This is a genomic window from Rhizobium sp. AG207R, assembly GCF_027109195.1.
Lineage (GTDB): Bacteria > Pseudomonadota > Alphaproteobacteria > Rhizobiales > Rhizobiaceae > Rhizobium > Rhizobium dioscoreae.
Map to the genome: position 1 here is coordinate 352,288 of NZ_JAEPVT010000003.1, position 23,688 is coordinate 375,975.

Consider the following 23,688-nt stretch of genomic DNA (forward strand, 5'->3'; position numbering starts at 1 on the left):
GCCCAAGCAATGTAACCATATGGTTACAAGATCGCGCGTTACCTCCGGCGTTGTCAATCACCTTTTGAAAATTTCTCGAACCGCCGCACTGCCGAACACTACGCGCGGATCGAAGCGAGCGTGACGGCAACGATATGCTCACCCCACTCATTTAGCGCATCCGGTGCCATCAGCTTCCGCGCGAAAATCGTCGACAAGGTGTGCCGGTTCGACAGATAGAAAAAGCCGAGTGCCGCGATCGTGAGATAGACTGATATGGGATCGACCGCCGGCCGGAAAATGCCAAGCGCCTCCCCACGGCGCAGCACGTCTGCAAGTTCGTCGATCAGATGCGAATGCATGGCCGAGACTTTGTCGGAGCGCTGCAGATAATGCGCATGATGCAGGTTTTCGGTGGCAAGCAGGCTCAGAAACTCAGGATGCGCTAGAAAATGCCGCCAGGTGAACAAGGCCAGCTCCCGCATCCCCTCTTCCGGATGACGATGCGCCAGATCCAGCTGCTTTTCTGCATTACGGATCGTCGCATATGTCGCCTCCAGCACGGCGAGATAGAGCCCCTCCTTGTCGCCGAAATAATGATAGAGCATCCGCTTGTTCGTTTGTGCCCGCGCTGCAATCGCATCCACCCTGGCGCCGCCGAAGCCATGCGCGGCAAATTCCTCCGTCGCCGCGTCCAGGATCGTGGCATGGGTGCGCTGCGGATTGCGAGACGCTTTTCTCGACCGCTTGCCCAAGGTCTTGCCGGCATCCGCTTGCGCTTTATTTTCAGGCTCTTGTCTCGCCCTGACCGCCATGGACGATCTCCTTCCGAACGGTAGCATTAGCGACGGATGCTGCCGGTTCCGGCATGCATCGTTTTGATTGCCGCACGATTGGCGCTTGACAGCGGTCGCGTTTCTATCCAACTTGTAACCAAATAGTTATATCATGCAAAGCAGTTCGTAAATCATCGGTTCACTGGGGAGGAGACCAGGATGACGTTGACGATCGATCGCCGGCAGTTGCTAGCCGGCATGGCAGCCACGCTTGCATTCAGCGGTATGGGACTTTCACGCGCCAATGCGGCAACCGCGATGCGCCTTCTTTGGTGGGGATCGAAGGAGCGTAGCGACCGGACATTTGCGGCGGTAAAGGCCTATCAGGCCAAGAACCCGGATATCACCATCGCCGGCGAATCCTTCGGTTGGGACAGCTATTGGACGCGCTTGGCCACCCAGACCGGCGGCGGCAACGCGCCCGACCTCATCCAGATGGATTATCGTTACATCTTCGAATATGCCCGCCGCGGCGCGCTGCTCGACATGACGCCCTATCTCGGCAAGAGCTTGGCGATCGAGGATTTCGGCCCGGCCAACATCGATTCCGGCAAGGTCGACAACAAGATCTACGGTGTCAGCCTCGGCGTGAACTCCTTCATGGTCGTCGTCAACACGGCCGCCTGGACCGAGGCCGGCGTCGAACCGCCACATGACGCCATGACATGGGAGCAGATCGGCGATGCCTGCGCCAAGGTCACGGCTGCCAAGAAGCGTCGCGGTTTCTACGGCACGGCCGACGCAAGCGGCGGGGAGCCGGCGCTCGAATGCTGGCTGCGCCAGCGCGGCAAGGCGCTGTATACGACGGACGGCAAGCTCGCCTTCGAAGCGAAGGACGCGACCGAATGGTTCGATCTGTGGGGTCACATGCGCAAGATTGGCGCCTGTGTTCCGGCCGACGTGCAGGCGCTCGATCAGCAGACGCTCGAAACCGATATGCTTGTCACCAAAAAAGCAGCGATGAGCTTCGCCCATTCCAACCAGTTCGTTGCCATTCAAGGTCTGAACAAGGAAAAGCTCGATATCGTCTCCTATCCGGCCAATGCCGACAGCAAGCCCGGCCAGTATCTGAAGCCGTCGATGCTGATGTCGGTTTCGGCGACGTCAGCAAACAAGGATGCCGCCGTCGCCTTCGTCAATTATCTGGTCGAAGACCCAGAAGGCACGAAGGCACTCGGAGTCGAGCGCGGCGTTCCGCCTTCAAAAAAGATCCGCGACCTCCTGACGCCGGATCTGGATCCCGTCAGCAAGCAGGTGGTCGACTATATCGGCCGGCTGACGCCGCACGTCGGAGCGCTGCCGCCATCCCCACCGAACGGCGCCGGCGAGAATGCATTCCTGTTGAAGAAGATCGCCGAGGAGGTGGCCTTCGGCAAAACCAGCGCACAGGACGCTGGAACGAAGTTCACCGAACAGGCAGCAGCAAACATTACGCGAGGCTGATACCGTGGGTACAAACAGCAAGAGCGTTGCCGGCGGCTTGGCCGTCGGCGCGCGCGCGCCGTTGCGCGTGGAGACCTCCTACAAGGCGCCGAGCGCATTCGCGCGCAACGCACCCGGCTATCTCTTTCTTCTGCCGTGGTTCATCGGCTTCTTCGGACTAACCCTCGGACCGGCGATCGCCTCGCTCTATCTATCCTTTACCGACTACAATCTGCTGCAGTCTCCCAATCTCGTCGGCATAGACAACTATGTGCGGATCGCGACGGCGGACGACAAATTCCTGTCGTCGATGAAGGTGACGCTGTTTTATGTCGTCTGCTCCGTGCCGCTGAAGCTCGCCTTCGCGCTGCTGGTGGCGCTGCTGCTCAACCGCGGCATCAAGGGCCTGCCGGTCTATCGCGCCATCTTCTATCTGCCGTCACTGCTCGGCTCCAGCGTCGCCATCGCCGTGCTGTGGCGGCAGATCTTCGATGCTGACGGTATCGTCAATACCCTGCTCTGGTACGCCTTCGGCATCAACGGGCCGAGCTGGATCTCCAATCCCGATTACTCGCTCTATACGCTCGTCATTCTCGCCATCTGGCAGTTCGGTTCGCCGATGATCATCTTCCTCGCAGGCCTGCGCCAGATCCCGACCGATCTTTATGAAGCCGCCAGCCTCGACGGCGCCTCCAAGGCACGGATTTTCTTCAAGATCACCCTGCCGCTTCTGACGCCCGTGATCTTCTTCAACGCCGTCGTCCAGACGATTGATGCCTTCAAAGCCTTCACGCCGGCCTACGTCATTTCCTCCGGCACCGGCGGGCCGATCGATTCGACGCTGTTCTACACGCTCTATCTCTACCAGGAAGCCTTCGGCTATTTCCGCATGGGCTATGCCGCCGCACTCGCCTGGATCCTGGTGATCATCATCGCGATCTTCACCGCCTTCTCCTTCCTCTCCGCTCGTTATTGGGTCCACTACGATGACTGACGCGAAGCTCACCCATTTTGCCGAGGACATGAAGCCGCCGCGCGAGCGCCCGTGGTTCCTCTCCGTCCTCATCCATGTCGCTCTCATCGCCGCGTCGATCGTGATGCTCTATCCGCTGCTGTGGATGCTGTCCGGCTCGATCAAGGACCAGAACGAGATCTTCGGCACGGCCTCGCTGATCCCCTCGCAATTCGATTTCAGCTCCTATGCCCGCGGCTGGTTCGGCGGCCAGGTCACCTTCGGCAAATTCGTCTGGAATTCGGCCGTCATCGCCGTGCTTTCGGTCATCGGCAACGTCATTTCCTGCTCGCTGGCGGCTTACGCCTTCGCGCGGCTGAACTTCTGGGGCAAGAATTTCTGGTTCGCGCTGATGCTGGGCACGCTGATGCTGCCCTATCACGTCACGCTGATCCCGCAATATATCCTCTTCCTCAAGCTCGGCTGGGTGAAGACCATGCTGCCGCTCGTCGTACCGAAATTCCTGGCCGTCGATGCCTTCTTCATCTTCCTGATGGTGCAGTTCTTCCGCGGCATTCCACGCGAGCTGGACGAGGCCGCCATGATGGACGGCTGCAGCCCATGGCGCATCTACTGGCGGATCATGCTGCCGCTGTCGCTTCCCGTTCTGGCGACGGCCGCCATCTTCTCCTTCATCTGGACCTGGGATGATTTCTTCGGGCCGCTGATCTACCTCTCGGACATCAACACCTACACGGTACAGCTCGGCCTGCGCTCCTTCGTCGACTCCACCGGAAGTTCCGACTGGAGCAGCCTGTTTGCCATGTCGAGCCTGTCGCTGATCCCGGTCTTCCTGATCTTCCTCTTCTTTCAGAGGCTGCTGATCGACGGCATCGCGACCGCCGGCCTCAAACGCTGATTATGAACCCCGCAGTCCCGAATACCCAAGGTTTGGGACTGCGAACCAACAAAACCACGAAAGGAAATGTCGCATGAGCGCGCTGCGCTTCGCCGCCATCGGCCTTAATCACGATCATATCTACGGCCAGGTCAACGTCATGCTGCGGGCCGGCGCCGAACTCGTCGCCTTCCATGCGGTGGAGAACGATCTCGCCGCCACCTTTGCCGAACGCTTCCCGCAAGCGAAACGCATCGCTGACAAGCGCGAAATCCTGGAGGACCACTCCATCGCGCTGATCGTTAGCGCCGCGATTTCCAGTGAGCGCGCCGATCTCGCTATCGAGGCCATGCGCCACGGCAAGGACGTGATGCTCGACAAGCCCGGCATGGTGACGCTGGATCAGCTCGCTGAAGTGCGAAAAGTGCAGGCCGAGACCAAGCGCATCGTCTCCATCCTCTATTCCGAACATTTCGAGACGGCATCGACGGTCAAGGCCGGCGAATTGGTCAAGGCGGGCGCCATCGGCAAGGTCATCCACACGACCGGCCTCGGCCCCCATCGGCTCCGCAAACCCACCCGGCCGGACTGGTTCTTCGACCGTAAGCGCTATGGCGGCATCATCGCCGACATCGCCTCGCATCAGTGCGAGCAGTTTCTGTTCTTCGCGGACTCGCTGGAAGCCGAGGTGCTGTCGGCGACGGTGTCCAACCGCGCCAATCCGGAAACGCCGGGCCTGCAGGATTATGGCGATTTCCATGTGAGGACGCCTGACGTCACGGGCTATGTCCGCGTCGACTGGTTCACGCCGGATGGTCTGTCGACATGGGGCGACGGCCGCCTCTTCATCGTCGGCACGGAAGGGACAATCGAGCTGCGCAAATATATCGACGTCGCCGGCCGGCCCGGCACCGATCACCTCTTCCTCACCGATCGCAAGGGCATGCAGCATATCGACTGCAGCGGAGTGGAGCTGCCCTATGGCCGCCAGCTTGTAGCCGACATCAGAGACCGTACCGAGACGGCTATGGGCCAGGAACATTGCTTCAAGGCCATGGAGCTGGCGCTGAAGGCGCAGGCGCTTGCCGAGGCTACATCGCTCAAGAACGCTTAGAGGTAACTGCGTCATGTCCGACATCAAGAAAGTCGCGATCATCGGCCTCGGCATCGGCCGCTCCCACATCGTCGAAGGTTATCTGCCGCATCCGGATCGCTTCGAAGTCGCCGTCCTCTGCGATCTCAACGAGGAACGCCTGAACGCCGTCGGCGACGAATTCGGCATCGCGAGACGCCTCAAGGACTTCTCGGAAGTCCTCAACATGCCCGCTATCGACATCATCGACATCTGCACCCCGCCCGGTTCGCATTTCCAGCTCATCATGCAGGCGCTTGCCGCCGGCAAACACGTGGTCTGCGAAAAGCCGCTTGTGGGATCGCTCGCCGATGTCGATGCGGTCATCGCGGCCGAAAAGACCGCCAAGGGCCGGCTGATGCCGATATTCCAGTATCGCTATGGCGACGGCATCCAGAAGGCCAAGCGCATCATCGCTTCGGGTATTGCCGGCAAGCCCTATGTCGCCACGTCGGAGACGCATTGGGTGCGCGGCGCCGATTATTATGCGGTTCCCTGGCGCGGCAAGTGGGATACCGAACTCGGCGGCGTGCTGATGACGCACTCTATCCATCTGCACGACATGCTGACCTATCTGATGGGGCCGATCGCGGGCCTCTTCGGCCGCGTCGCCACCCGCGTCAACGATATTGAGGTGGAGGACTGCGCCAGCGCCAGCCTGTTGATGGAAAACGGCGCGCTCGCCACCATCAGCGCAACGCTCGGCTCGCAGGAGCAGATCAGCCGCCTGCGCCTCGCCTTCGAAAACGTCCTGATCGAAAGCAATCACGAGCCCTACAGCCCCGGCCAGGACCCCTGGAAGATCGTCCCCGCCAATGACGAGATCGGCGCGAAGATCGATGCGCTGCTCGCCGACTGGTCGCCTATTCCCAACCGTTTCAACACGCAGATGAGGCTGTTCCACGACGCGCTAGTGTCCGGCGGACCGCTGCCGGTGACGACGGCCGATGCCCGCCAGGCACTGGAACTGGTCACGGCATTCTATGAATCGTCGGAAACGCGCACCGAAGTCCGCTTCCCCGTCGGGCCGGAAGCCAAGAAATACAAGAGTTGGAGGCCGTCATGAACGTTGCCCCGCGAGCCATCAGGACTAACAAGGAGGGAGCGCCTATGGCGACAAGCGTATCGCTGCAGAAGGTTATCAAGCGCTACGGCGAGCTTCAGGTGGTTCACGGGATCGACCTGGAGATCGAGCCGGGGGAGTTCACCGTTTTCGTCGGGCCCTCCGGCTGCGGCAAGTCCACGCTCCTGCGCATGATCGCCGGCCTCGAGCCGATTTCCGGCGGTGGCCTCTATCTCGACGGCAGCCGCATGAACGATGTCCCCGCCTCCAAGCGCGGCATCGCCATGGTCTTCCAGTCCTATGCGCTCTATCCGCATATGACCGTTTACAAGAATCTCGCCTTCGGCCTGGAAACGGCCGGCATGAAGAAGCAGGACATCCAGCCGCGCGTCGAAAAGGCGGCCGAGATCCTGCAGATCAAGCAGCTGCTGCAGCGCAAGCCGAAGCAGCTTTCCGGCGGCCAGCGCCAGCGCGTCGCGATTGGCCGCGCCATCGTGCGCGAGCCCAACATCTTCCTCTTCGACGAGCCGCTTTCGAACCTCGACGCGGAACTGCGCGTGCAGATGCGCGTCGAGATCGCCCGCCTGCACCAGCGCCTCGGCAACACTATGATTTACGTCACCCACGACCAGACCGAAGCCATGACCATGGCCGACAAGATCGTGGTGCTGAACGGCGGCAAGATCGAGCAGGTCGGCGCGCCGCTCGACCTCTACAACAAGCCGAAGAACAAGTTCGTCGCCGGCTTTATCGGCTCGCCAAAGATGAATTTTCTCGATGCGAAAATCGTCGCCTCCGACGACGGCTCCGCCGTCATCGATCTCGCCGGCCAGACGGTGCGCCTGCCGCGCCGGCTAGGCAGCCTCCAGCCGGGACAGCCGGTAACCCTCGGCGCCCGCCCGGAGCACCTGAATGTCGGCGATCGCGGCCTGGCGCTCGGCAATGCCCGCGTCGATCTCGTCGAACATCTCGGCGGCCAGACGATCCTCTACGTCACGCTACATGGCGGCCAGGCGCTGACGGTCGCGCTGGAAGATCAGCAAGCCATCCGCGCCGGCGAGACGGTTAGCATTCATATCGATCCCGAGCGCTGCCACCTGTTCGGGCCAGATGGGATGACGTTGTAGGAGAGCTGGTGTGAAGAGTTATCTCGCCCCTGGCGGGCGAGATAACTCCTCGTGCCGCCATCAACTACACCTCGACGATCCGCCGGCTGCCGATGGCGCGGATCTGACCGGATGGAATGACATCAGCCGGAACGCCCTCCCGCCGGTACAGGCGAATCCGCCGGCTGCCCGGCGCAAGATGGAACCAGTCGTCCTCGGCCCGATAGGCTTCTAGATCGATCTGCACCGATTGTGCCAGCCGGTCGCTGATCAGCTCCAAATACCAATCCTCACCTTCCTGAAGAACCGATGCAGTGATCTCGGCATCGTGAAAAGCTTTCGTTCTGCCAAGCGGGAAGTAGAAGGCCTCAGCGATCACCGCGCCGGTTACCGAGTTCGTCAGCCGAGCCACTACGACATCATGTGATGGCGGACCGAAACGGAAAGCATAGGTCGTGTCAAAGAAGGCGCCAAACAGATCAGTGCAGGCTATCTTTTGCTTGGCGCGGGCTTCGAGCACCAGATCGCGGCCGCCACCGACGACGATCTGACGCCCGTCACGCAGGCAGGAGACTTCGACGGTGAGGTCAAGCGCTGCATCGCTCTCATTCATGACGTGTACGTCGAGACCGTTCGTACCTTCATCCATCAGAAGCACCTGTACTGGCCGGAAGGCACGGCGCAGCCCATACCAGACCGGCTTCGGCTCTCCGGTCGAATCGATCACGCCCCAGCCGGCGCCGGGAAGCAGATCCTGCAGCGTCCAGACAAGCGCGCCATTGCAGCCGGAACCTCGGCGGCGCCACTCCGCATAGGTCTCCTCGGCCACTTCACCGGTCACCGCCCGCGAGAGGTTGAGATAGAGATCCGGGTCTTCCCGCCGCAATCGGTTGGGCTCGAAACCGTAAAGCTCCTGAAGATAATGATCACGCACATCCTCGAAATCCCAGGATGCGCCGCGATCGCGCGGTACCCGCTCTTTCCATAGCGGACTATGGACTGCCGGAACCGGCAGATGCTGCCCCAGAGTACGGGCTTGCGGCACATGCGCGAAAGCCAGGCTCTCTGCGGCGAAGCGGACGTCGGCGCGGCGCGCATCGGCAAGCGGCCGCATATACGCCCCGACGCCATAATAATGCGTGACGCCGGCATTTGGCGAAAACGGCATCGGCCCGCCCGAGGGCGAGTTGACGACATAGGGCACATCCGGCCGCAACGATTGCACCAGTGGCGGGATGATCTCCTCGACAACAGGGCTTTTCCAGAACTGTTCGGGCAGGCCCATCATGGCTGCCTGCTGATGGATCTCGCTGCCGCCGCAAAGGATGGCCAGCGAAGGCGACAGCCGAGTGCCGCTCAGGAACTGCGAAGCCTCCGCCTCGACATGGGCGTTGAACGCCTTGTCATTCTTCGGATAGTCGAAATTGGCGAACATGAAATCCTGCCAGACCAGCAGGCCAAGTCCGTCGCACAGGCGGAAGAATTCCGGCGTTTCATATGCCATGGTGCCGCCGATACGGATCATGTTCATGCCGGCTTCAGCCGCCAGCCGTAGCCAGGGTTCATAATCGTCGCGGCCATCAGGCAGGCGTACGATATCGGCAGTGGTCCAGACCGCGCCGCGGCAGAAAATCCGCTCGCCATTCACGACAAGAGCGAAATCCTGGCCATCGGCGCCGCGATCGACCGACAGCCGACGGAAACCGGTCTTTCCGAGCGCATGCTCCACGCCATCGACGACGAGCGAGATATCATGGAGCTGCGGCACGCCATGCGTATGCGGCCACCAGGGCACCACATCGGGAATTTTGAGGATTGCGGTATAACGGCCGGCGCTATCCTTTTCGAAGGCCTGCTCCGTCTCTCCGCAGCGCAAAAGCAGCTCCTCAACCGTGCCCTCGATCGAGAGCGAGGCATAGAGCCTACCCTCGCCATTCTCAAGCAGGTCCGGCCGCAAGGAGAGATCACGAATGACAGGCGCGCTCGGCCGCAGCAGCGAGATCGGCCGCCACGGACCGACGGCCTGAACATCCGGACACCAGCCTGGCATATGGCCGAGCAATGTCGTGCGCACCATGCGCAGGCCCTGGGGCGTGATCATCTGCGGCCGCCAGCGGGCGCGTGGCCCGGGCTCGGAAAGCTTCGGCTCCAGCGCACGGAAGCAGAGCGCCAGCTCGTCACCGCCAAGCAGGGTGACGTCAAGGTCATGGGCCTCGAACATGCTTTCGGACACAAGGATTTGCTGGCCGTTGAGGAAGACTTCGCAAAGCGTCGCCAGCCCCTCCAGTCGCAGGACCGCCTCGCCCGCCTCCACATCCACCAGACGGCAGATGTACCAGGCATCGCGATCATGAAGCGGCTGCGGCCTTGTCCGGTCGAAACGCCCGGCCTTTTCCAGCGCCTCCGCCACGGTGCCCGGCACGGGCGCGGGAATGAAACCTGAGGTCAGCGGCACATCGGACGGTAAGAGGCAGGTGCCTGCCTCCGTCAGTACCAGATTCCAACCTTCGCTCAGCCGCATTCCGCCGCCGAGATCCGCCAAGCGCCCGCCCATGACATCTTCGGGGGATTACCCCCGCCCCAATATGTTCAGAAATAACCCAGCCGTATCGCGGATCAAACGGAAGCCCGTCAAAGCTTCCGTTCAAGTTCGCTCATCATGGAATCCCACGCATCGGCGGCGGGATCAAGCGCCGTGCGCAGCGGCTCGAATTTCTTGCGCGTGATGGCGCGGGCAAGCTGGAACTGCACCGATTTTGCCGTCTCGGAAATTTTCCGCGCTTCGCCAGCCGCGTTACCCAAATCAGCCGCGAGCCAATCGAAATGGCTGCCGGCCAGTTCGAAATTGGCGCCGAGCTGACGCAGCGTGTTGAAGGCATATTTATGGAAGAAGCCGAAAGGCCGTTCGGCGATCGCCTCCACCTGCGCCGGGAAGACCTCGGCGAAGGCGCGGATCGGATTGGCCTTGGGGCGACGGCGGAAATGGAAGGACAGAAGCTGCCGCGCCGTCTCGCGGATTCCAGCGTCAGCGGGTACCTTCTCCGGAAATTTCGCAAATTCCGTATAGGGCAGGAAGGGCAGGTCCTCGTCCGTCAGATGCAGCTGGAACAGTCCGTCGAAATCCTCGCCCGACAGCTGGAAGAAGCCGCCATTGTGGAAATAATCGAGCGTGCGGCCTTCCATATCGAGCCGGTTGATCGCGACCGTCGTCTTGCCGTGTTCGCGGCGATAGCCGACGCCTTGCGTGTCCGGCATGAAGAAGGAATCCATCTCCACCAGGCAGAGCCGGCCGCGGCCGATCTGCTCGGCGACATGGTTCTCAACCTTGTCGTAAATCGCAAGCTCGGTGCAGCGCACGCCATAGAGCGCTTCCAGATCCTCGAGCGGCACCTTGAAGAAGGTGAACTGATCGCCCTCGAAATCCTGTGTCACCGTGAAGCCGAGCATGGCTTCGGGCGGCAGCTTCAGGCTCGAAAGCACCTCGATCCAGAGATCGATGTAGCAGTTGGTCTCAGGCCACATGCGCTCACTGTCGTGCAGCGCATGTGGCTTGTAGGCGGCGGGGTCCAGTCCCTGAAACACGGAAGCCATGGGTGCGATCAGCCCCACAGTGCCTTGCGCACGCTCTCGGGCCATTCCTTGGTGTCGAGACCATGGGTGTGGAACAGCGCCAGCGCGATGCGCTCCAGGCCGAAGCCCACGCAGGCCGTGTGCACGACGCGGCCATCGGCAAAGTTCAGGCCCCATTTCGTGCCGAAGGCATCCTGATGGTAGTTGAAGCTCATGCAGGCGGTCGGCTTGGCGGTCGAGGTGATTGGGATCAGCAGCTCGAACTTCAGGTTCTGGTCGCGCTGGTTGTTGGCGAGCATCTTGCCGGCCCGGCCGAAGAACGGGTCGTTGGCGACATCGATGGTGACGTCGAGGCCGACGGCCTTCATCATCTCGACACCGCGATCCATCCAGCTCTGGCGGAAATCCGTCACGTGCTTTTCGCTGCCCATGCAGACATATTCGCGCATGCGGAAGAGCTGCTGGCGGGCCGGGTCCTTGGAAGGCTCATGGCGGAAGCAATAGGATTGCAGATCGTAAAGCGCGCCGTCTTCCGGAATGGCGCCGCGCTTGGCAACCGTCGGATAGAGCGGATAGCAGGCGGCGGGCGTCAGCACGATATCGGTGGCCTGCTGGTCTTTCGTCCAGTCGTCGCCGACTTCCATGCATTTGAGCAGGCTCATGTGATCGAGCTCGTTGCCGCAGAAGCTGTGCACGGTGCCGGCTAGCTGTGGGAAGCTCTTCATATAGCCGCTCGTCTCAAAGAAGGCGCGGTTCATGCCGGGCGGAAAGCGGATTGCTTCGGCGCCATCGGCGCCGCCGAATTTGTCGATCAGGCGCTCGAAAGCGGAAATAACGTCTTCGAACTGGCCGCTGCGCCCGTAGAGGCCATCAACGCCGGTGTCGATCAGCAGGCCGGATTCGAAAAGACGGTCGAGAAACGATGTTTGCATATCCATGACGGTTACCCCAACAGGCTGGTATCTTGTTTGTGGACGAGCAGCATGGTCGACGTATTGCCGAGAATGCGGTCATTCGAAATCATCAATTGCGCCGAGTGCGCGTCGCGCAGGTGGCGGCCGAGGCTGTAGGGCGTACCGTTCTTGTAGCCCATGATGCCGCAGATCAGCATCGCATGATTGATGATCGGCAGGATCATCTCCGAGGATGCGATCTTGACGTTGTTCATCGCCACGGCGAAAGCCATCGACGACAGGCGGTCCGCATCGAGCTTCGCCTCCTCATAGGCCTTCAGCCCGGCAACCACATTGGATTTCACCATCTGCAACATGCTGGAGGCTTCGGCGAGACGCAGCGCACCGGGCGGCGGTGCGCCGGGAGACTTGCGGGCAGCGGCACGAACGAAAGCTTGTGCGCGCGAAACCGCATCGGCGGCAATGCCATACCACACACCGCTCCAGAGCAGGTGCGAGCTTGCCAGCATCGATTGCGCGGCGATCTCGGCAAATGGCTTCGGCAGGATCTGCTTGGCCGGCGCCACGCCCTTGAACAGGAAGCCGTCGGAGCAAGTGCCGCGCATGCCGAGCGTGTTCCACTCGATCGTGCGCTTGATCTCGTATTGATCCCTAAGGAAGCAGGTCAGCACCTGATCGGAAGACGCCGCCTCGGCATGGCTGCGCGAGGTGATCAGAATGGCGTCGGCATGGGCGCCATAGGAGATGACGGTCGCATCTTTTTCGAGATAGCAAGTATCGCCTTCGACCTTGATGGCGCAGATGCTGTTGCGCAGGTTGCCGCCGATCCCGCCCTCGGTTGTCGCCGAGGCGAGCAGCAGCTGTTCCCTGGCGATGCGGCGCATGAAATCGCAGTGCCAGTCGCTGTCGGCGCCGTGCTCGACCAGGCTCGATAGCTTGATCTGGTGCATGGCGAAGACCATGGCGCTTGCAGCGCAAGCCTGACCGAGGATCGAGCAGAGCTCGGCGATTTCGGTCACCGACGCGCCTTCACCGCCAAGATCGGCGGGGATCTGAATGGAGAGCAGCTTCTCGGCGCGCATCGCGTCGACGGCTTCGCGTGGGAACCGGCCTTCGGCATCGACGGCATCGGCGTGCTGGCTGGCGATCGCTGCGACGCGGGCGGCGCGCACCGCCGCTCCTTCGCCCGACCCAACCTCGAGTAAAGCGACCGCCGCAGTCATTATGCGACCTTTCTACTATCGAGGATCATGCCGACAGTTCTTTCGATCGCGGCAATGCTGGCGAAGGACTTGCGGTTCAGCAGGTTGTCGGGAAACTCGATGTCGAAGGCTTCCTCGATGCCGAGCATCAACTGGACGGAAGCGAAAGAAGACAGGCCGGTCGCATAAAGATCGGCATCGTCTTCGATTTGATCAATAGCAACGGGAAGCGCGCCGAACTTGGCCAGCAAATCGCGAATCGTCTTGTTCATAGTCTAGTCCCTTCTGGCAATGGTAAGCATAACCGCAGTTACGCCGTCTTATCCTTCACCAAGAAGTAACAGGCAAAATAGAACATTCCGCTAAGCGACGTGGTAAACACAAACAACTTATACTTGGTAGAGAATTGCTATATTCAACACTTGTCTGATTAAAATTTACCTTCCGTAAGCCATATAAATGATGACTTCCGCAAAAATATTATATTTTTCTAATATTATGCCATGTCGATTTTTGGAAGAGCTAGGCATCAAAAAAGGTTAACGCACCAAAATTCGCCACTACGTTTTATTCGAAAATAACAATCACAATCAGAGCGTCAGTGCAATAAGATCATAAGTACGCACTTTAGCTTTGCGGCGGATAAATATGCTCGCCGCCGCGATAGTCTGAAATCGAGTAGCAACCTTCACCCAGCTCACGGACGGAGCTCTGGCCGATATCGGCCTTGCCATAGCCACCGGGGATATCGAGAATGTAAGTGGGCTGGCAAAGGCCGGAAATGCGGCCGCGCAGGCTTGCTACGATTGCCTGCCCTTCGGCGATACCAAGGCGGAAGTGGCTGGTTCCGGGCGCAAGGTCCGGATGATGCAGGTAATAGGGCTTCACCCGCGTCTCCACGAAAGCCTTCATCAGCGCGGCCAGCACCTCCGGATCGTCGTTGACGCCCTTCAGAAGGACCGACTGGCTGATAAGCACGATTCCGGCATCGACCAGCCGGGCGCAGGCGGCGCGCGCCTCCTCCGTCAGCTCGCGTGGATGGTTGGCATGCAGCGCCACATAGATGGTCTTGCCGCTCGCCTTCAAAGCCGCAATCAGCGCCGCATCGATCCTTGACGGGTCAACGACGGGGATGCGGGTATGGAAGCGGACGATCTTCACATGGTCGATCTCGGCAAGCTGCCCGAGAATCTCTTCCAGCCGGCGCGGCGAGAGAATGAGCGGATCGCCACCGGTCAGGATGACCTCCCAGATCTCCTTATGGTCGCGGATATAGGCAAAGGCACCGTCCAACGCATCCCCATCCAGCGTCCCAAGTCCCTGCGGCCCGACCATCTCGCGGCGGAAACAGAACCGGCAATAGACCGGGCAGACATGCACGGCTTTCAGCAAAACGCGATCCGGATAGCGGTGTACGATGCCTTCGACCGGGCTGTGCGCGTGATCGCCGATCGGATCGGCGCGTTCCTCCGAAGTGACGGTAAGTTCGGCGGCATCCGGCACGAACTGCCGGGCAATAGGATCGGCGGGGTTTGCGGGGTCGATCAGACGCGTAACGGTCGGCGTCAGGGCGACGGCATAGCGTTCCGCCACCGCTTCCAGCGCCGCTGCCTGATCGGCATCGATCAGCCCGGCGCGCTCAAGCTCTCCGATGGTCCGGATCGGGCGCACCACATTCATGCGTCATACTCCGCGACCGGTGCCCACAGCACCTGCTCGATCCGTGAGGCGCCGGTTGCCAGCATCACGAGCCGGTCGAAGCCTAGCGCGATGCCGCTCGCCTCGGGCATGGCGGCAAGCGCCTCCAGAAACTCCTCGTCCAACGGATAGGTCTCGCCATAGACACGCTGCTTTTCCGCCATTTCGATCTCGAAGCGACGACGCTGCTCTTCGGCATTGGTCAATTCGCCGAAAGCATTGGCCAGCTCGACGCCGCAGGCATAGAGCTCGAATCGCTCGGCAACGCGATGATCCCTGGCCGATGGCCGCGCAAGCGCCGCCTCAGAAACGGGATATTCGTCGAGAATGGTGGCGCGTCCGAAGCCCAGATTCGGCTCGATCTTCTCCACCAATACGCGGCTGAAAAGATCCTGCCACAGATCGTCGTCGGCAACGCGAATGCCCGCCTTGCGCACATCCGCCGCCAGGCGCTCGCGATCCGTCGATCCGTCGAGACCGATGGAGGCGAAGAGATCGATACCGGCATATCGTTCGAAGGCGGCCGCGACGCTGATTCGCTCGAGCGGGAGAAATGGATCGATCTCCGCGCCGCGGTAGCTGAGTTTCTTCGCCCCGACCGTCTCGGCCGCCAGCGCCAGCAGCGCGGCACAATCCGCCATCAGGATTTCGTAGCTCTCTCCTGCCCGATACCATTCCAGCATGGTGAATTCTGGATGGTGCAGCGGCCCACGCTCGCGATTGCGATAGACGTGGGCAAAGCAGGCGATACGCTCCTCGCCCGCCGCAAGCAGCTTCTTGCAGGCAAATTCGGGTGATGTGTGCAGATAAAGGGGCGATGCCTTGCCGTCGGTCGTCAGCGCCTCGGTCTCGAAAGCATGCAGATGAGCCTCGTTGCCGGGCGACACCTGCAGCGTCGCCGTATCCACCTCGATGAAGTCGTTACGCGCGAAGAAAGTCCGCAGCGCCGCCTGGATGGCATTGCGGCCGATCAGGAACGGCCGCCGGTCCGCATGGACATTGCGGGTCCACCAGGGGGACGCTTTGCTCGTCTTTGGCTTCATTCCTAGCTTTCTTCAGGGCACCGGCCGCCTTGGGGGTGGCTATTTCCGTTGATTTAGGGTAGTTGCGCCCCCAAGCAAACAAAAGCTGCGTCTCGGAGAGCATTTCGACAGTCCCTCTACGACGCAAAAGGCAGCGTTACAAGGAAGTCTTATGGTCAAGGTCATCGCCTCTTCGGTCCGCAAGGGCAACGTTCTCGACGTCGACGGCAAGCTCTACGTCGTTCTCACCGCACAGAACTTTCATCCGGGCAAGGGTACGCCGGTCACGCAGGTCGACATGCGCCGCATCGTCGACGGCGTGAAGGTGTCCGAGCGCTGGCGCACCACCGAGCAGGTCGAGCGCGCCTTCGTCGAAGACGTGAACTTCCAGTACCTCTATGAAGACGGCGAAGGCTTCCACTTCATGAACCCGGCCACCTACGACCAGGTCGTCGTCGATGCCGAAACCATGGGCGACCAGAAGGCCTACCTCCAGGAAGGCATGACCTGCATTCTGTCGATCCATGAAGGCGTTCCGCTGGCGCTCGAACTGCCGCGCCACGTCACGCTCGAGATCACCGAGACCGAGCCGGTCGTCAAGGGCCAGACGGCATCTTCGTCCTACAAGCCCGCCATGCTCTCGAACGGCGTGCGCACCATGGTTCCGCCGCACATCAACGCCGGCACCCGCGTCGTCATCGCAACGGAAGACAATTCCTACGTCGAGCGCGCCAAGGACTGAGCCTCGGCCACCTGCTTGCATGAAGAACGCCTCGTCCTGGTGACGGGGCGTTTTGCGTTTTGGGAAAATTGAAGCCGGAGGGGCAGCGACTGCGCGAAGACTTACCGTACCGCCCTGGTTGCGGTGGACCTGGTTACGGCGCACTGGCCTTTTTCTCATCCACCTGCGCCGCACCGGTAGTTTCGGAAGGCGTTTGCATATCGGTGCTGTGCTCATGCGGAGCCAGGGACTGCAGATGCAGGACGCGCGGCGACATGGCGTGCATGAAGGCGTCGGAGCGGCCGATATAGATAAGGGTTGCATCTTCCAGCTCAGCCAGCAGAGCAAAGGCCTTCGCCTGAACCTCGGCCTCCAGCCCTTCCAGGGCATCGTCGAAGACAACCCATTTCGGCTTTGCAAGCAGCAGATGCGCAAAACCGACGGCTTTCTGCTCTTCGGTATCGAGCAATCGATCCCAGCGAGCCTGCGTATCGAGACGGCTCTTCAGACGGCCAAGCCCTACCTTGTCGATGACGGCATCGACGGCGGCATCGTCATAGGCGTCCCGATCGTCCGGAAAACAGATTGCCTCCCTGAGGGTGCCGGTCGGCACATAGGGCGTGTGCGGCACGAACAGCATGTCGTCCATCGGCGGCAGGCTGACCGTGCCGGAACCGCTATACCATTGATGCGCCAGCACCTCGAACAGCAGCCTGCGATTCACGCCGTGATCGCCGTTGATCATCACATGCTCGCCGGCATTGATCGTGACCGTACCCTCCGCGATCCGGAAGCCGTTTTCCGTCGCCTCGTCGCTGGTCTTCGTCGAAATCTCCAGATCGGTCCAGACCATCGTGCCCGGCGCCGCCTTTTCGAAGACGAGGGTGTGCGGCATCGGCATTTTATCGTCCATTTCCGTCAGTGCCTTGCGGAAATCGGTCACGCGCATCAGCGTCGCACGCCATTCGGCAATCGGGCCGAAATTGGCGACATACCAGCGCAGCGCGGAATTGACCTGATTGAAGGCGCCGACGGCCACCATCAGCTGACCGAAGGTCAGGCCGCCGGAGAAATAGGCGGGCGCGGCAACGAGGATGGGAATGATCAGCACCAGCCAGCCATAGCCGGCCGAAACCCAGGTGAGATTGGTATTGGCGATGGCAAGCTGACGGATGACAGCAAGCACGGCCGATATGTCGAGATTGATCCGCCGGCGCTCGTTCTCCTCGCCTCCGGCGATGGTGATTGCCGGCATATGCTCATTGGCATGCATGAGCGCGAAGCGCAGCTCGGCTTCCTTCGAATAGCGGTCTGCATTCAATCTCACCAGACGCCGGCCAACAAATTGGCTGAGGAAAGAGGCGGATCCGGCATAGAGGATTGCCGCCCAGACCATGTAGCCGGGAATGGAGAAGCTCATGCCCCGGAGGTGAAAGACCATGCCGCTGGAGAGCTCCCAGAGCACGCCGATGAAGCTCAAAAGCAGGATCGTCGCCTGTACCAGTCCAATGGCAAGCCCCGTCGAGCTTTCGGCAAGATTGCGGGCGTCCTCATGCAACCGCTGGTCGGGATTGACGCCGATCAGGCCGGAGGAGGCAAGACGAAGCGCACGCTTGGCCTGCAGCCATTGATCGACCAGATCGCGCGCCAGCCCCTCACGCATGTAGAGCGCGGTCATCTGGTTGAGCCAGGCCTGAACGACATTGAGGACCAGCAGCGAGCCGGCGATGATGCCGAAGACGCCGAGTTGATGGAAGAAAGCGGAAATATCGCGCCTTGCCAGCGAATCGTAGAAGGGCGCATTCCAGCTGTTGAGCAGCACCTGGACATAAGCCGTGACCAGAATGATCACGAAAAGCGCGATGGTCAGGGAAATGATCTTGATGCGAACAGCCGAATTCCAGAAAGCGGAGAACATCATCCTCAGCCGAAAGAAAAGGCTCAAATCGTATCCGACCTGTTCATTTCCCTGGATATTCGGCTTGGCTTGCTTTTCAACTGCCATCAGCACTTCCCTGCGACGCGTCCCGTCAGTTAATCATGACCCGCCCTCATGTCCACCCTTGCAATAGATCGGTGGGATCACATTCCTATATACACGGTTTCGCGTCTTGAACCGAATAAGGTCAGCAATTAGCTTGCGCTCGAAAGATTGAGAAAGCCTTCCGATGCAATTCCAGGGAACCGCCGACTATATCGCCGACAAGGATCTGATGGTCGCAGTCAATGCCGCCATAAGGTTGGAGCGTCCGCTTCTCGTAAAGGGCGAACCCGGTACGGGCAAGACCGAACTTGCACGCCAGGTGGCGGCCGCGCTCGGTCTCGACCTGATCGAGTGGAATGTCAAATCGACGACGAAGGCCCAGCAGGGTCTCTACGAATATGACGCGGTTTCACGCCTGCGCGACAGCCAACTCGGCGACGTCAGAGTTCATGATGTCAGGAATTATATCCGCCAAGGCAAGCTCTGGCAGGCCTTCACCTCGCCGAAGAAGTGCGTGCTGCTGATCGACGAGATCGACAAGGCGGATATCGAATTTCCGAACGATCTCCTGCAGGAACTCGACCGCATGGAATTCCATGTCTACGAGACCGGGGAGACCATTCGGGCCGCGATCCGCCCGATCGTCATCATCACCTCGAACAACGAGAAGGAACTGCCGGACGCCTTCCTGCGCCGCTGTTTCTTTCACTATATCCGCTTTCCCGACATGGAGACGCTGAAGCGCATCGTCGAGGTGCATTATCCCGGCATCAAGCAGGCGCTCGTTCATGCGGCACTGACGCAATTCTTCGAAATCCGCGACGTGCCTGGCCTGAAGAAGAAGCCTTCGACCTCCGAAGCGCTCGACTGGATTCGCCTGCTTGTTACAGACGATATCGATCCCGAAACGCTACGCGCCGATGCGAAGAACGCGTTGCCGAAGCTGCATGGCGCACTGCTGAAGAACGAGCAGGATGTCCATCTCTTCGAACGGCTGGCCTTCATGGCGCGAGGGCAGGGAAGATAATGCAACCCGATGCCGTCAAGGTCTTAATCTATGCCGTTCGGGATGGGCATCTGCTTGTTTTCGGTGAGCCAGATTTTCCCGCCGTCCAGATCCAGGTTCCTGGCGGCACGGTCGAATCCGGTGAGGACATCGTAGCGGCCGCGGCGCGCGAATTCGAGGAGGAGACCGGTTTTGCGCCACACGAACTCTATTCGCTGGGCGTTCACGACTACCATTTCGAAAAGAACGGCCGCGATTACCATCACCAACGGCACTATTTCCGCTGCCATATCTCCGAACGAGCGCCTGCCACTTGGCTTCACTACGAAATGACGCCTTTCGACGGTGGCGACCCGATCGGCTTCCGCTTCTTCTGGCTACCGATCGAAGCTGCCAGGCATCGCCTGGGTTACGGCATGGAAGCCCTCCTTGAATATCTGTAGGCCACATCGCGCCTCCAAGCTCAACCCCAGACTTTCCCCGACGCTTGCCCCATTGACCCGCGGAGATGTCGGGTTTATGAAATTTCCCTCGTGGTGATTTGGCCGGCCGGCTTGCAGCCACGTTAAATAAGTCGCTAAAGGGCCGCGTGCGGACCGGTAGCGATTCTTATCGCGGCCGGTTTTTTTGTATTTGGCGAGTGAAACGATGCCCATCAAGATTCCCGATACGCTCCCCGCGTTTGAAACCCTCCAGAACGAGGGTGTGCGGGTGATGACCGAAACGGTGGCGTTCCGACAGGATATCCGCCCCCTTCAAATCGGGCTTCTGAACCTCATGCCGAACAAGATCAAGACCGAGATCCAGATGGCGCGCCTGGTCGGCGCATCGCCGCTGCAGGTGGAGTTTTCGCTGGTGCGCGTTGGCGGCCACAAGGCCAAGAACACCTCGCAGGAGCATCTGCTTGCTTTCTACGAGACGTGGGAAGAAGTGAAGCACCGCAAGTTCGACGGCTTCATCATAACCGGCGCACCGATCGAGCTGCTGGAATATGAGGACGTCACCTACTGGAACGAGATGCAGGAGATCTTAGACTGGACGACCACCAACGTCCATTCGACGATGAACGTCTGCTGGGGGGCGATGGCGGCGATCTACCATTTCCACAAGGTGCCGAAATATACGCTTACGGAGAAGGCTTTTGGCGTCTATCGCCACCAGAACCTGAAGCCCTCTTCGGTCTATCTCAACGGCTTCTCCGACGATTTCGCCATTCCGGTGTCCCGCTGGACCGAAGTGCGCCGGGCAGACATCGAAAAAGTGCCCGGCCTGGAAATACTGATGGACTCGAGCGAGATGGGCGTCTGTCTCGTGCACGAACAAGCCTGCAACCGGCTCTACATGTTCAATCACGTGGAGTATGATTCCACGTCGCTGGCGGATGAGTATTTCCGCGATGTGAATGCGGGCGTGCCGATCAAGATGCCGCACAACTACTTCCCGCATAACGACCCGGAAATTCCTCCGCAGAACCGGTGGCGCAGCCATGCGCATCTGTTCTTCGGCAACTGGATCAATGAGATCTACCAGACCACGCCGTATGATCTGGAGGAGATTGGCCAGGAAAGGACGTGAGGCTTGTTCATTCCCTTCTTCCTGAAGCTGAGGCAAGCGAAAGTTCCGGTGACGCTCCGGGAATTCCTGTCGCTGCTTGAGGGAATGGAAGAAGGGATTGCCGATTACGACGTGGAGGCCTTCTACTATTTGGCCCGCGCGACGCTGATTAAGGACGAACGCTTCATCGATCGCTTCGATCAGGTCTTCGCCGATTACTTTCGCGGCGTCGAGGCGATCGGCGGCAATGCCGATGGAGAAGCAATGGAGCGGACCGCCATTCCCGAGGAATGGCTGCGCAAACTTGCCGAGCGGCATCTGACCGAAGACGAAAGACGGCAGATCGGGGCGCTCGGCGGCTTCGACAAGCTGATGGAGACGCTGCGCGAACGGCTGGCCGAGCAGAAGGGCCGGCATCAGGGCGGCTCGAAATGGATCGGCACGGCAGGCACCTCGCCCTTCGGCGCCTACGGCTACAATCCGGAAGGCGTGCGCATCGGCCAGGAAACCTCGCGCCATCGCCGGGCGGTAAAAGTCTGGGATCGGCGCGACTTCAGGAATCTCGACGACGGCGTCGAGCTCGGCACTCGCAACATCAAGGTAGCGCTGAAGCGCCTGCGCCGCTGGGTTCGCGAGGGGGCAGCCGAGGAACTTGATCTTTCCGGCACGATCCGCTCCACCGCGGAGCATGGCTATCTCGATGTCCGGACACGGCCGGAACGCCGCAACGCGGTGAAGCTTCTGATGTTCTTCGATGTCGGCGGCTCGATGGATGACCATATCCGCGTCGTCGAGGAACTCTTCTCCGCCGCGCGATCCGAGTTCCGCCACATGGAGTATTTCTATTTCCACAATTGCCTCTACGAAGGCGTGTGGAAGGACAATCGCCGCCGGCGCGTCGATATCACCGCGACGACGGATCTCATCCGCACCTTCGGTCCAGACTACCGCGTCGTCTTCGTCGGCGACGCATCCATGAGCCCCTATGAGATCACTCAGCCAGGCGGCTCGGTGGAGCACTGGAACAAGGAGGCCGGCGAGACCTGGCTCGCGCGAATGACCGGTCATTTCCGCAAATGCGTCTGGATCAATCCCGTGCCGGAAAGCTATTGGGGCCATACGACCTCGATCTCGATGATCCGCCGGCTGATGAGCGACCGCATGTATCCCCTGACGCTCGGCGGGTTGGAGAAGGCGACAAGGGAATTGTCGCGCTAACATCAGGCTTCCTCCGCGCTTAGCCCTCACCCCGGCCCTCTCCCCGTTTTGACGGGGAGAGGGGCTCTACAAGGATCCTCTAGAACCAGAGGCAACTGTCTGCCTCTGTCGTCCCCTCTCCCCGCAAGCGGGGAGAGGGTTAGGGTGAGGGGCCGTTACAGAAACCGCCCGCTCTGTCATAGGCATTGCATACTTCGGGCGCAGCGTAGCGTCTCGAAAGAAAGCCGGACGGAGCCTTGATCCCCCTCTGCTTACCCCTAAATTTCGCCATCGAACTGGTTGCGGAACGGCGCGAATGGAGGCAGGGTCTGACCTCGCATACTCAAAAGCAATGGATGAGCTGATATGACGGAAAGCACTTTGCAGCGGGAACATTTTGGGACGACGGCCGATGGGGATACCGTTTATCGCGTCAAGATCGTCGGTGGCGGCCTGACGGCTCATATCATGTCATGGGGCGCGGTCATCCAGGACCTTCGCCTTGATGGCCACGAGCCCTCGCTCCTGCTCGGCTTCGACAATTTTGCCGATTATCCCCTCCATTCCTCCTATTTCGGCGCCACGCCCGGCCGCTGCGCCAACCGCATCGGCGCCGGTCGCTTCACGCTTGATGGTAAGCAGTATCAGCTGGAGCTCAATGAAAAGGGCGTCACCCACCTGCACGGCGGCAAGGACAATATCGCCAAGCGCAACTGGACCATCGTCGAGCATAGTACCGACCGCGTCGTCCTGAAGATCGTCGATCCCGATGGCCGCGCCGGCTATCCCGGCAATTGCACGATACAGGCGACCTATTGGGTCCATGGCAACGGCGAATTGTCGGTCACCTACGAATCCACAACCGACCAGCCGACGCTCGCCAATGTCTGCCAGCACGCCTATTTCAATCTCGACGGCCGCGACGATGCCCTCGGCCACGACATCATGATCGCCGCCGATCACTATACGCCAACGGACGACAAACAGGTGCCGACCGGTGAGATCCGCTCCGTCGAAGGCACCGCCTTCGATTTCCGCGAGATGGCGCCGATGAAGCGCTTCGAAGGAAGCGAGCAGGCGCTTTACGACCACAATTTCTGCCTCTCTACCGAGCGTACCGCCAAGCGGTCCGTGGTCCTTGCCCGCAGCGTCAATTCCGGCGTCTCGCTCGAGGTGCGCACCACCGAGCCCGGCGTGCAGTTTTATACCGGTTTCAAGCTGGACGTGCCGGTTCCCGGCCATGACGGCCGCAAGATCGGCCCGTTTGCCGGTTTCTGCCTGGAAACGCAGGTTTGGCCCGACGCCATCAACCACCAAGGCTTCCCCAATGCCGTGCTCCGCCCGGGCGAGGTATTGCGGCAGGAAACGGATTATATCTTCACCAAGAACTGAGTTGGGCATGGCCCGCTCATTTGAAAGTCGGCCGGGCGTC

The 23,688-nt window shown here is 60.5% G+C and carries 21 protein-coding genes and 1 riboswitch; of the genes, 12 read left to right on the forward strand and 9 right to left on the reverse strand.

Annotated elements, in window-relative coordinates; genetic code table 11:
- Positions 1-98: 98 nt before the first annotated feature.
- Positions 99-794, reverse strand: coding sequence for a TetR/AcrR family transcriptional regulator (locus JJQ51_RS09195; RefSeq protein WP_113352696.1), 696 nt, complete (start codon positions 792-794; stop codon positions 99-101).
- A gap of 180 nt (positions 795-974) precedes the next feature.
- On the opposite strand from JJQ51_RS09195, the gene JJQ51_RS09200 reads away from it, so the two are divergent.
- The 6 genes from JJQ51_RS09200 to JJQ51_RS09225 all read left to right on the forward strand — a co-directional run bounded on the left by JJQ51_RS09200 (position 975) and on the right by JJQ51_RS09225 (position 7,409).
- Positions 975-2,258, forward strand: coding sequence for an ABC transporter substrate-binding protein (locus tag JJQ51_RS09200; protein ID WP_113389801.1), 1,284 nt, complete (start codon positions 975-977; stop codon positions 2,256-2,258).
- A 37-nt stretch (positions 2,259-2,295) separates the two neighbouring features.
- Positions 2,296-3,231, forward strand: coding sequence for a carbohydrate ABC transporter permease (locus tag JJQ51_RS09205; RefSeq protein ID WP_371864875.1), 936 nt, complete (start codon positions 2,296-2,298; stop codon positions 3,229-3,231).
- A 28-nt stretch (positions 3,232-3,259) separates the two neighbouring features.
- Positions 3,260-4,108 (forward strand): carbohydrate ABC transporter permease, encoded by an 849-nt coding sequence (locus JJQ51_RS09210; protein ID WP_173002562.1) that lies wholly within the window; start codon positions 3,260-3,262, stop codon positions 4,106-4,108.
- Positions 4,109-4,181: 73 nt separating this feature from the next.
- A complete protein-coding gene (locus JJQ51_RS09215) occupies positions 4,182-5,201 on the forward strand; it encodes a Gfo/Idh/MocA family protein (RefSeq protein ID WP_269244606.1) in 1,020 nt (339 codons plus the stop codon).
- Between the two features lie 13 nt (positions 5,202-5,214).
- A complete protein-coding gene (locus JJQ51_RS09220) occupies positions 5,215-6,285 on the forward strand; it encodes a Gfo/Idh/MocA family protein (protein WP_152094431.1) in 1,071 nt (356 codons plus the stop codon).
- A 44-nt stretch (positions 6,286-6,329) separates the two neighbouring features.
- On the forward strand, positions 6,330-7,409 hold the full coding sequence (locus JJQ51_RS09225) for an ABC transporter ATP-binding protein (RefSeq protein ID WP_113421266.1): 1,080 nt from the start codon (positions 6,330-6,332) through the stop codon (positions 7,407-7,409).
- 64 nt (positions 7,410-7,473) lie between these two features.
- On the opposite strand, the gene JJQ51_RS09230 is transcribed toward JJQ51_RS09225, so the two are convergent.
- The 7 genes from JJQ51_RS09230 to epmA all read right to left on the reverse strand — a co-directional run bounded on the left by JJQ51_RS09230 (position 7,474) and on the right by epmA (position 15,815).
- Entirely contained in the window at positions 7,474-9,942 is a 2,469-nt protein-coding gene (locus tag JJQ51_RS09230; RefSeq protein ID WP_152094432.1) for a glycoside hydrolase family 2 protein, read from the reverse strand.
- A 77-nt stretch (positions 9,943-10,019) separates the two neighbouring features.
- A complete protein-coding gene (locus JJQ51_RS09235) occupies positions 10,020-10,979 on the reverse strand; it encodes a DUF1839 family protein (RefSeq protein WP_145635486.1) in 960 nt (319 codons plus the stop codon).
- An 8-nt stretch (positions 10,980-10,987) separates the two neighbouring features.
- The gene (locus JJQ51_RS09240; RefSeq protein WP_113352703.1) at positions 10,988-11,896 is read right to left on the reverse strand and encodes an amino acid--[acyl-carrier-protein] ligase; all 909 of its coding nucleotides are present in this window, start codon (positions 11,894-11,896) and stop codon (positions 10,988-10,990) included.
- Between the two features lie 5 nt (positions 11,897-11,901).
- Positions 11,902-13,095, reverse strand: coding sequence for an acyl-CoA dehydrogenase family protein (locus tag JJQ51_RS09245; protein WP_269244607.1), 1,194 nt, complete (start codon positions 13,093-13,095; stop codon positions 11,902-11,904).
- On the reverse strand, positions 13,095-13,346 hold the full coding sequence (locus tag JJQ51_RS09250; RefSeq protein ID WP_075853503.1) for an acyl carrier protein: 252 nt from the start codon (positions 13,344-13,346) through the stop codon (positions 13,095-13,097). The genes JJQ51_RS09245 and JJQ51_RS09250 overlap by 1 nt, the downstream gene beginning before the upstream one ends.
- 355 nt (positions 13,347-13,701) lie before the next feature.
- Complete coding sequence (locus JJQ51_RS09255) at positions 13,702-14,754, reverse strand: lysine-2,3-aminomutase-like protein (RefSeq protein WP_113421220.1); 1,053 nt, start codon at positions 14,752-14,754, stop codon at positions 13,702-13,704.
- The gene (gene epmA / locus JJQ51_RS09260; protein WP_113421221.1) at positions 14,751-15,815 is read right to left on the reverse strand and encodes an EF-P lysine aminoacylase EpmA; all 1,065 of its coding nucleotides are present in this window, start codon (positions 15,813-15,815) and stop codon (positions 14,751-14,753) included. Before epmA ends, JJQ51_RS09255 begins: the two co-directional genes overlap by 4 nt.
- Positions 15,816-15,966: 151 nt before the next feature.
- On the opposite strand from epmA, the gene efp reads away from it, so the two are divergent.
- Entirely contained in the window at positions 15,967-16,536 is a 570-nt protein-coding gene (efp, locus tag JJQ51_RS09265; protein ID WP_069611558.1) for an elongation factor P, read from the forward strand.
- Positions 16,537-16,669: 133 nt separating this feature from the next.
- Here the strand turns inward: efp and JJQ51_RS09270 are convergent, their stop codons facing one another.
- Entirely contained in the window at positions 16,670-18,520 is a 1,851-nt protein-coding gene (locus tag JJQ51_RS09270) for an ABC transporter ATP-binding protein/permease (RefSeq protein WP_113352707.1), read from the reverse strand.
- A gap of 163 nt (positions 18,521-18,683) precedes the next feature.
- On the opposite strand from JJQ51_RS09270, the gene JJQ51_RS09275 reads away from it, so the two are divergent.
- The 5 genes from JJQ51_RS09275 (at position 18,684) to JJQ51_RS09295 (ending at position 23,648) form a co-directional block, all read left to right on the forward strand.
- Positions 18,684-19,526, forward strand: a complete 843-nt coding sequence (locus JJQ51_RS09275) for an AAA family ATPase (RefSeq protein WP_113389793.1) — start codon at positions 18,684-18,686, stop codon at positions 19,524-19,526.
- Entirely contained in the window at positions 19,526-19,948 is a 423-nt protein-coding gene (locus JJQ51_RS09280) for an NUDIX domain-containing protein (protein WP_113389792.1), read from the forward strand. Before JJQ51_RS09275 ends, JJQ51_RS09280 begins: the two co-directional genes overlap by 1 nt.
- Before the next feature lie 80 nt (positions 19,949-20,028).
- Positions 20,029-20,106: riboswitch (SAM riboswitch) on the forward strand.
- A gap of 47 nt (positions 20,107-20,153) precedes the next feature.
- Positions 20,154-21,080, forward strand: coding sequence for a homoserine O-acetyltransferase MetA (gene metA / locus JJQ51_RS09285; protein ID WP_113331489.1), 927 nt, complete (start codon positions 20,154-20,156; stop codon positions 21,078-21,080).
- A gap of 3 nt (positions 21,081-21,083) precedes the next feature.
- Entirely contained in the window at positions 21,084-22,277 is a 1,194-nt protein-coding gene (locus tag JJQ51_RS09290) for a vWA domain-containing protein (RefSeq protein WP_113389791.1), read from the forward strand.
- A 345-nt stretch (positions 22,278-22,622) separates the two neighbouring features.
- Positions 22,623-23,648 (forward strand): aldose epimerase family protein, encoded by a 1,026-nt coding sequence (locus tag JJQ51_RS09295; protein WP_269244608.1) that lies wholly within the window; start codon positions 22,623-22,625, stop codon positions 23,646-23,648.
- Positions 23,649-23,688: the final 40 nt, after the last annotated feature.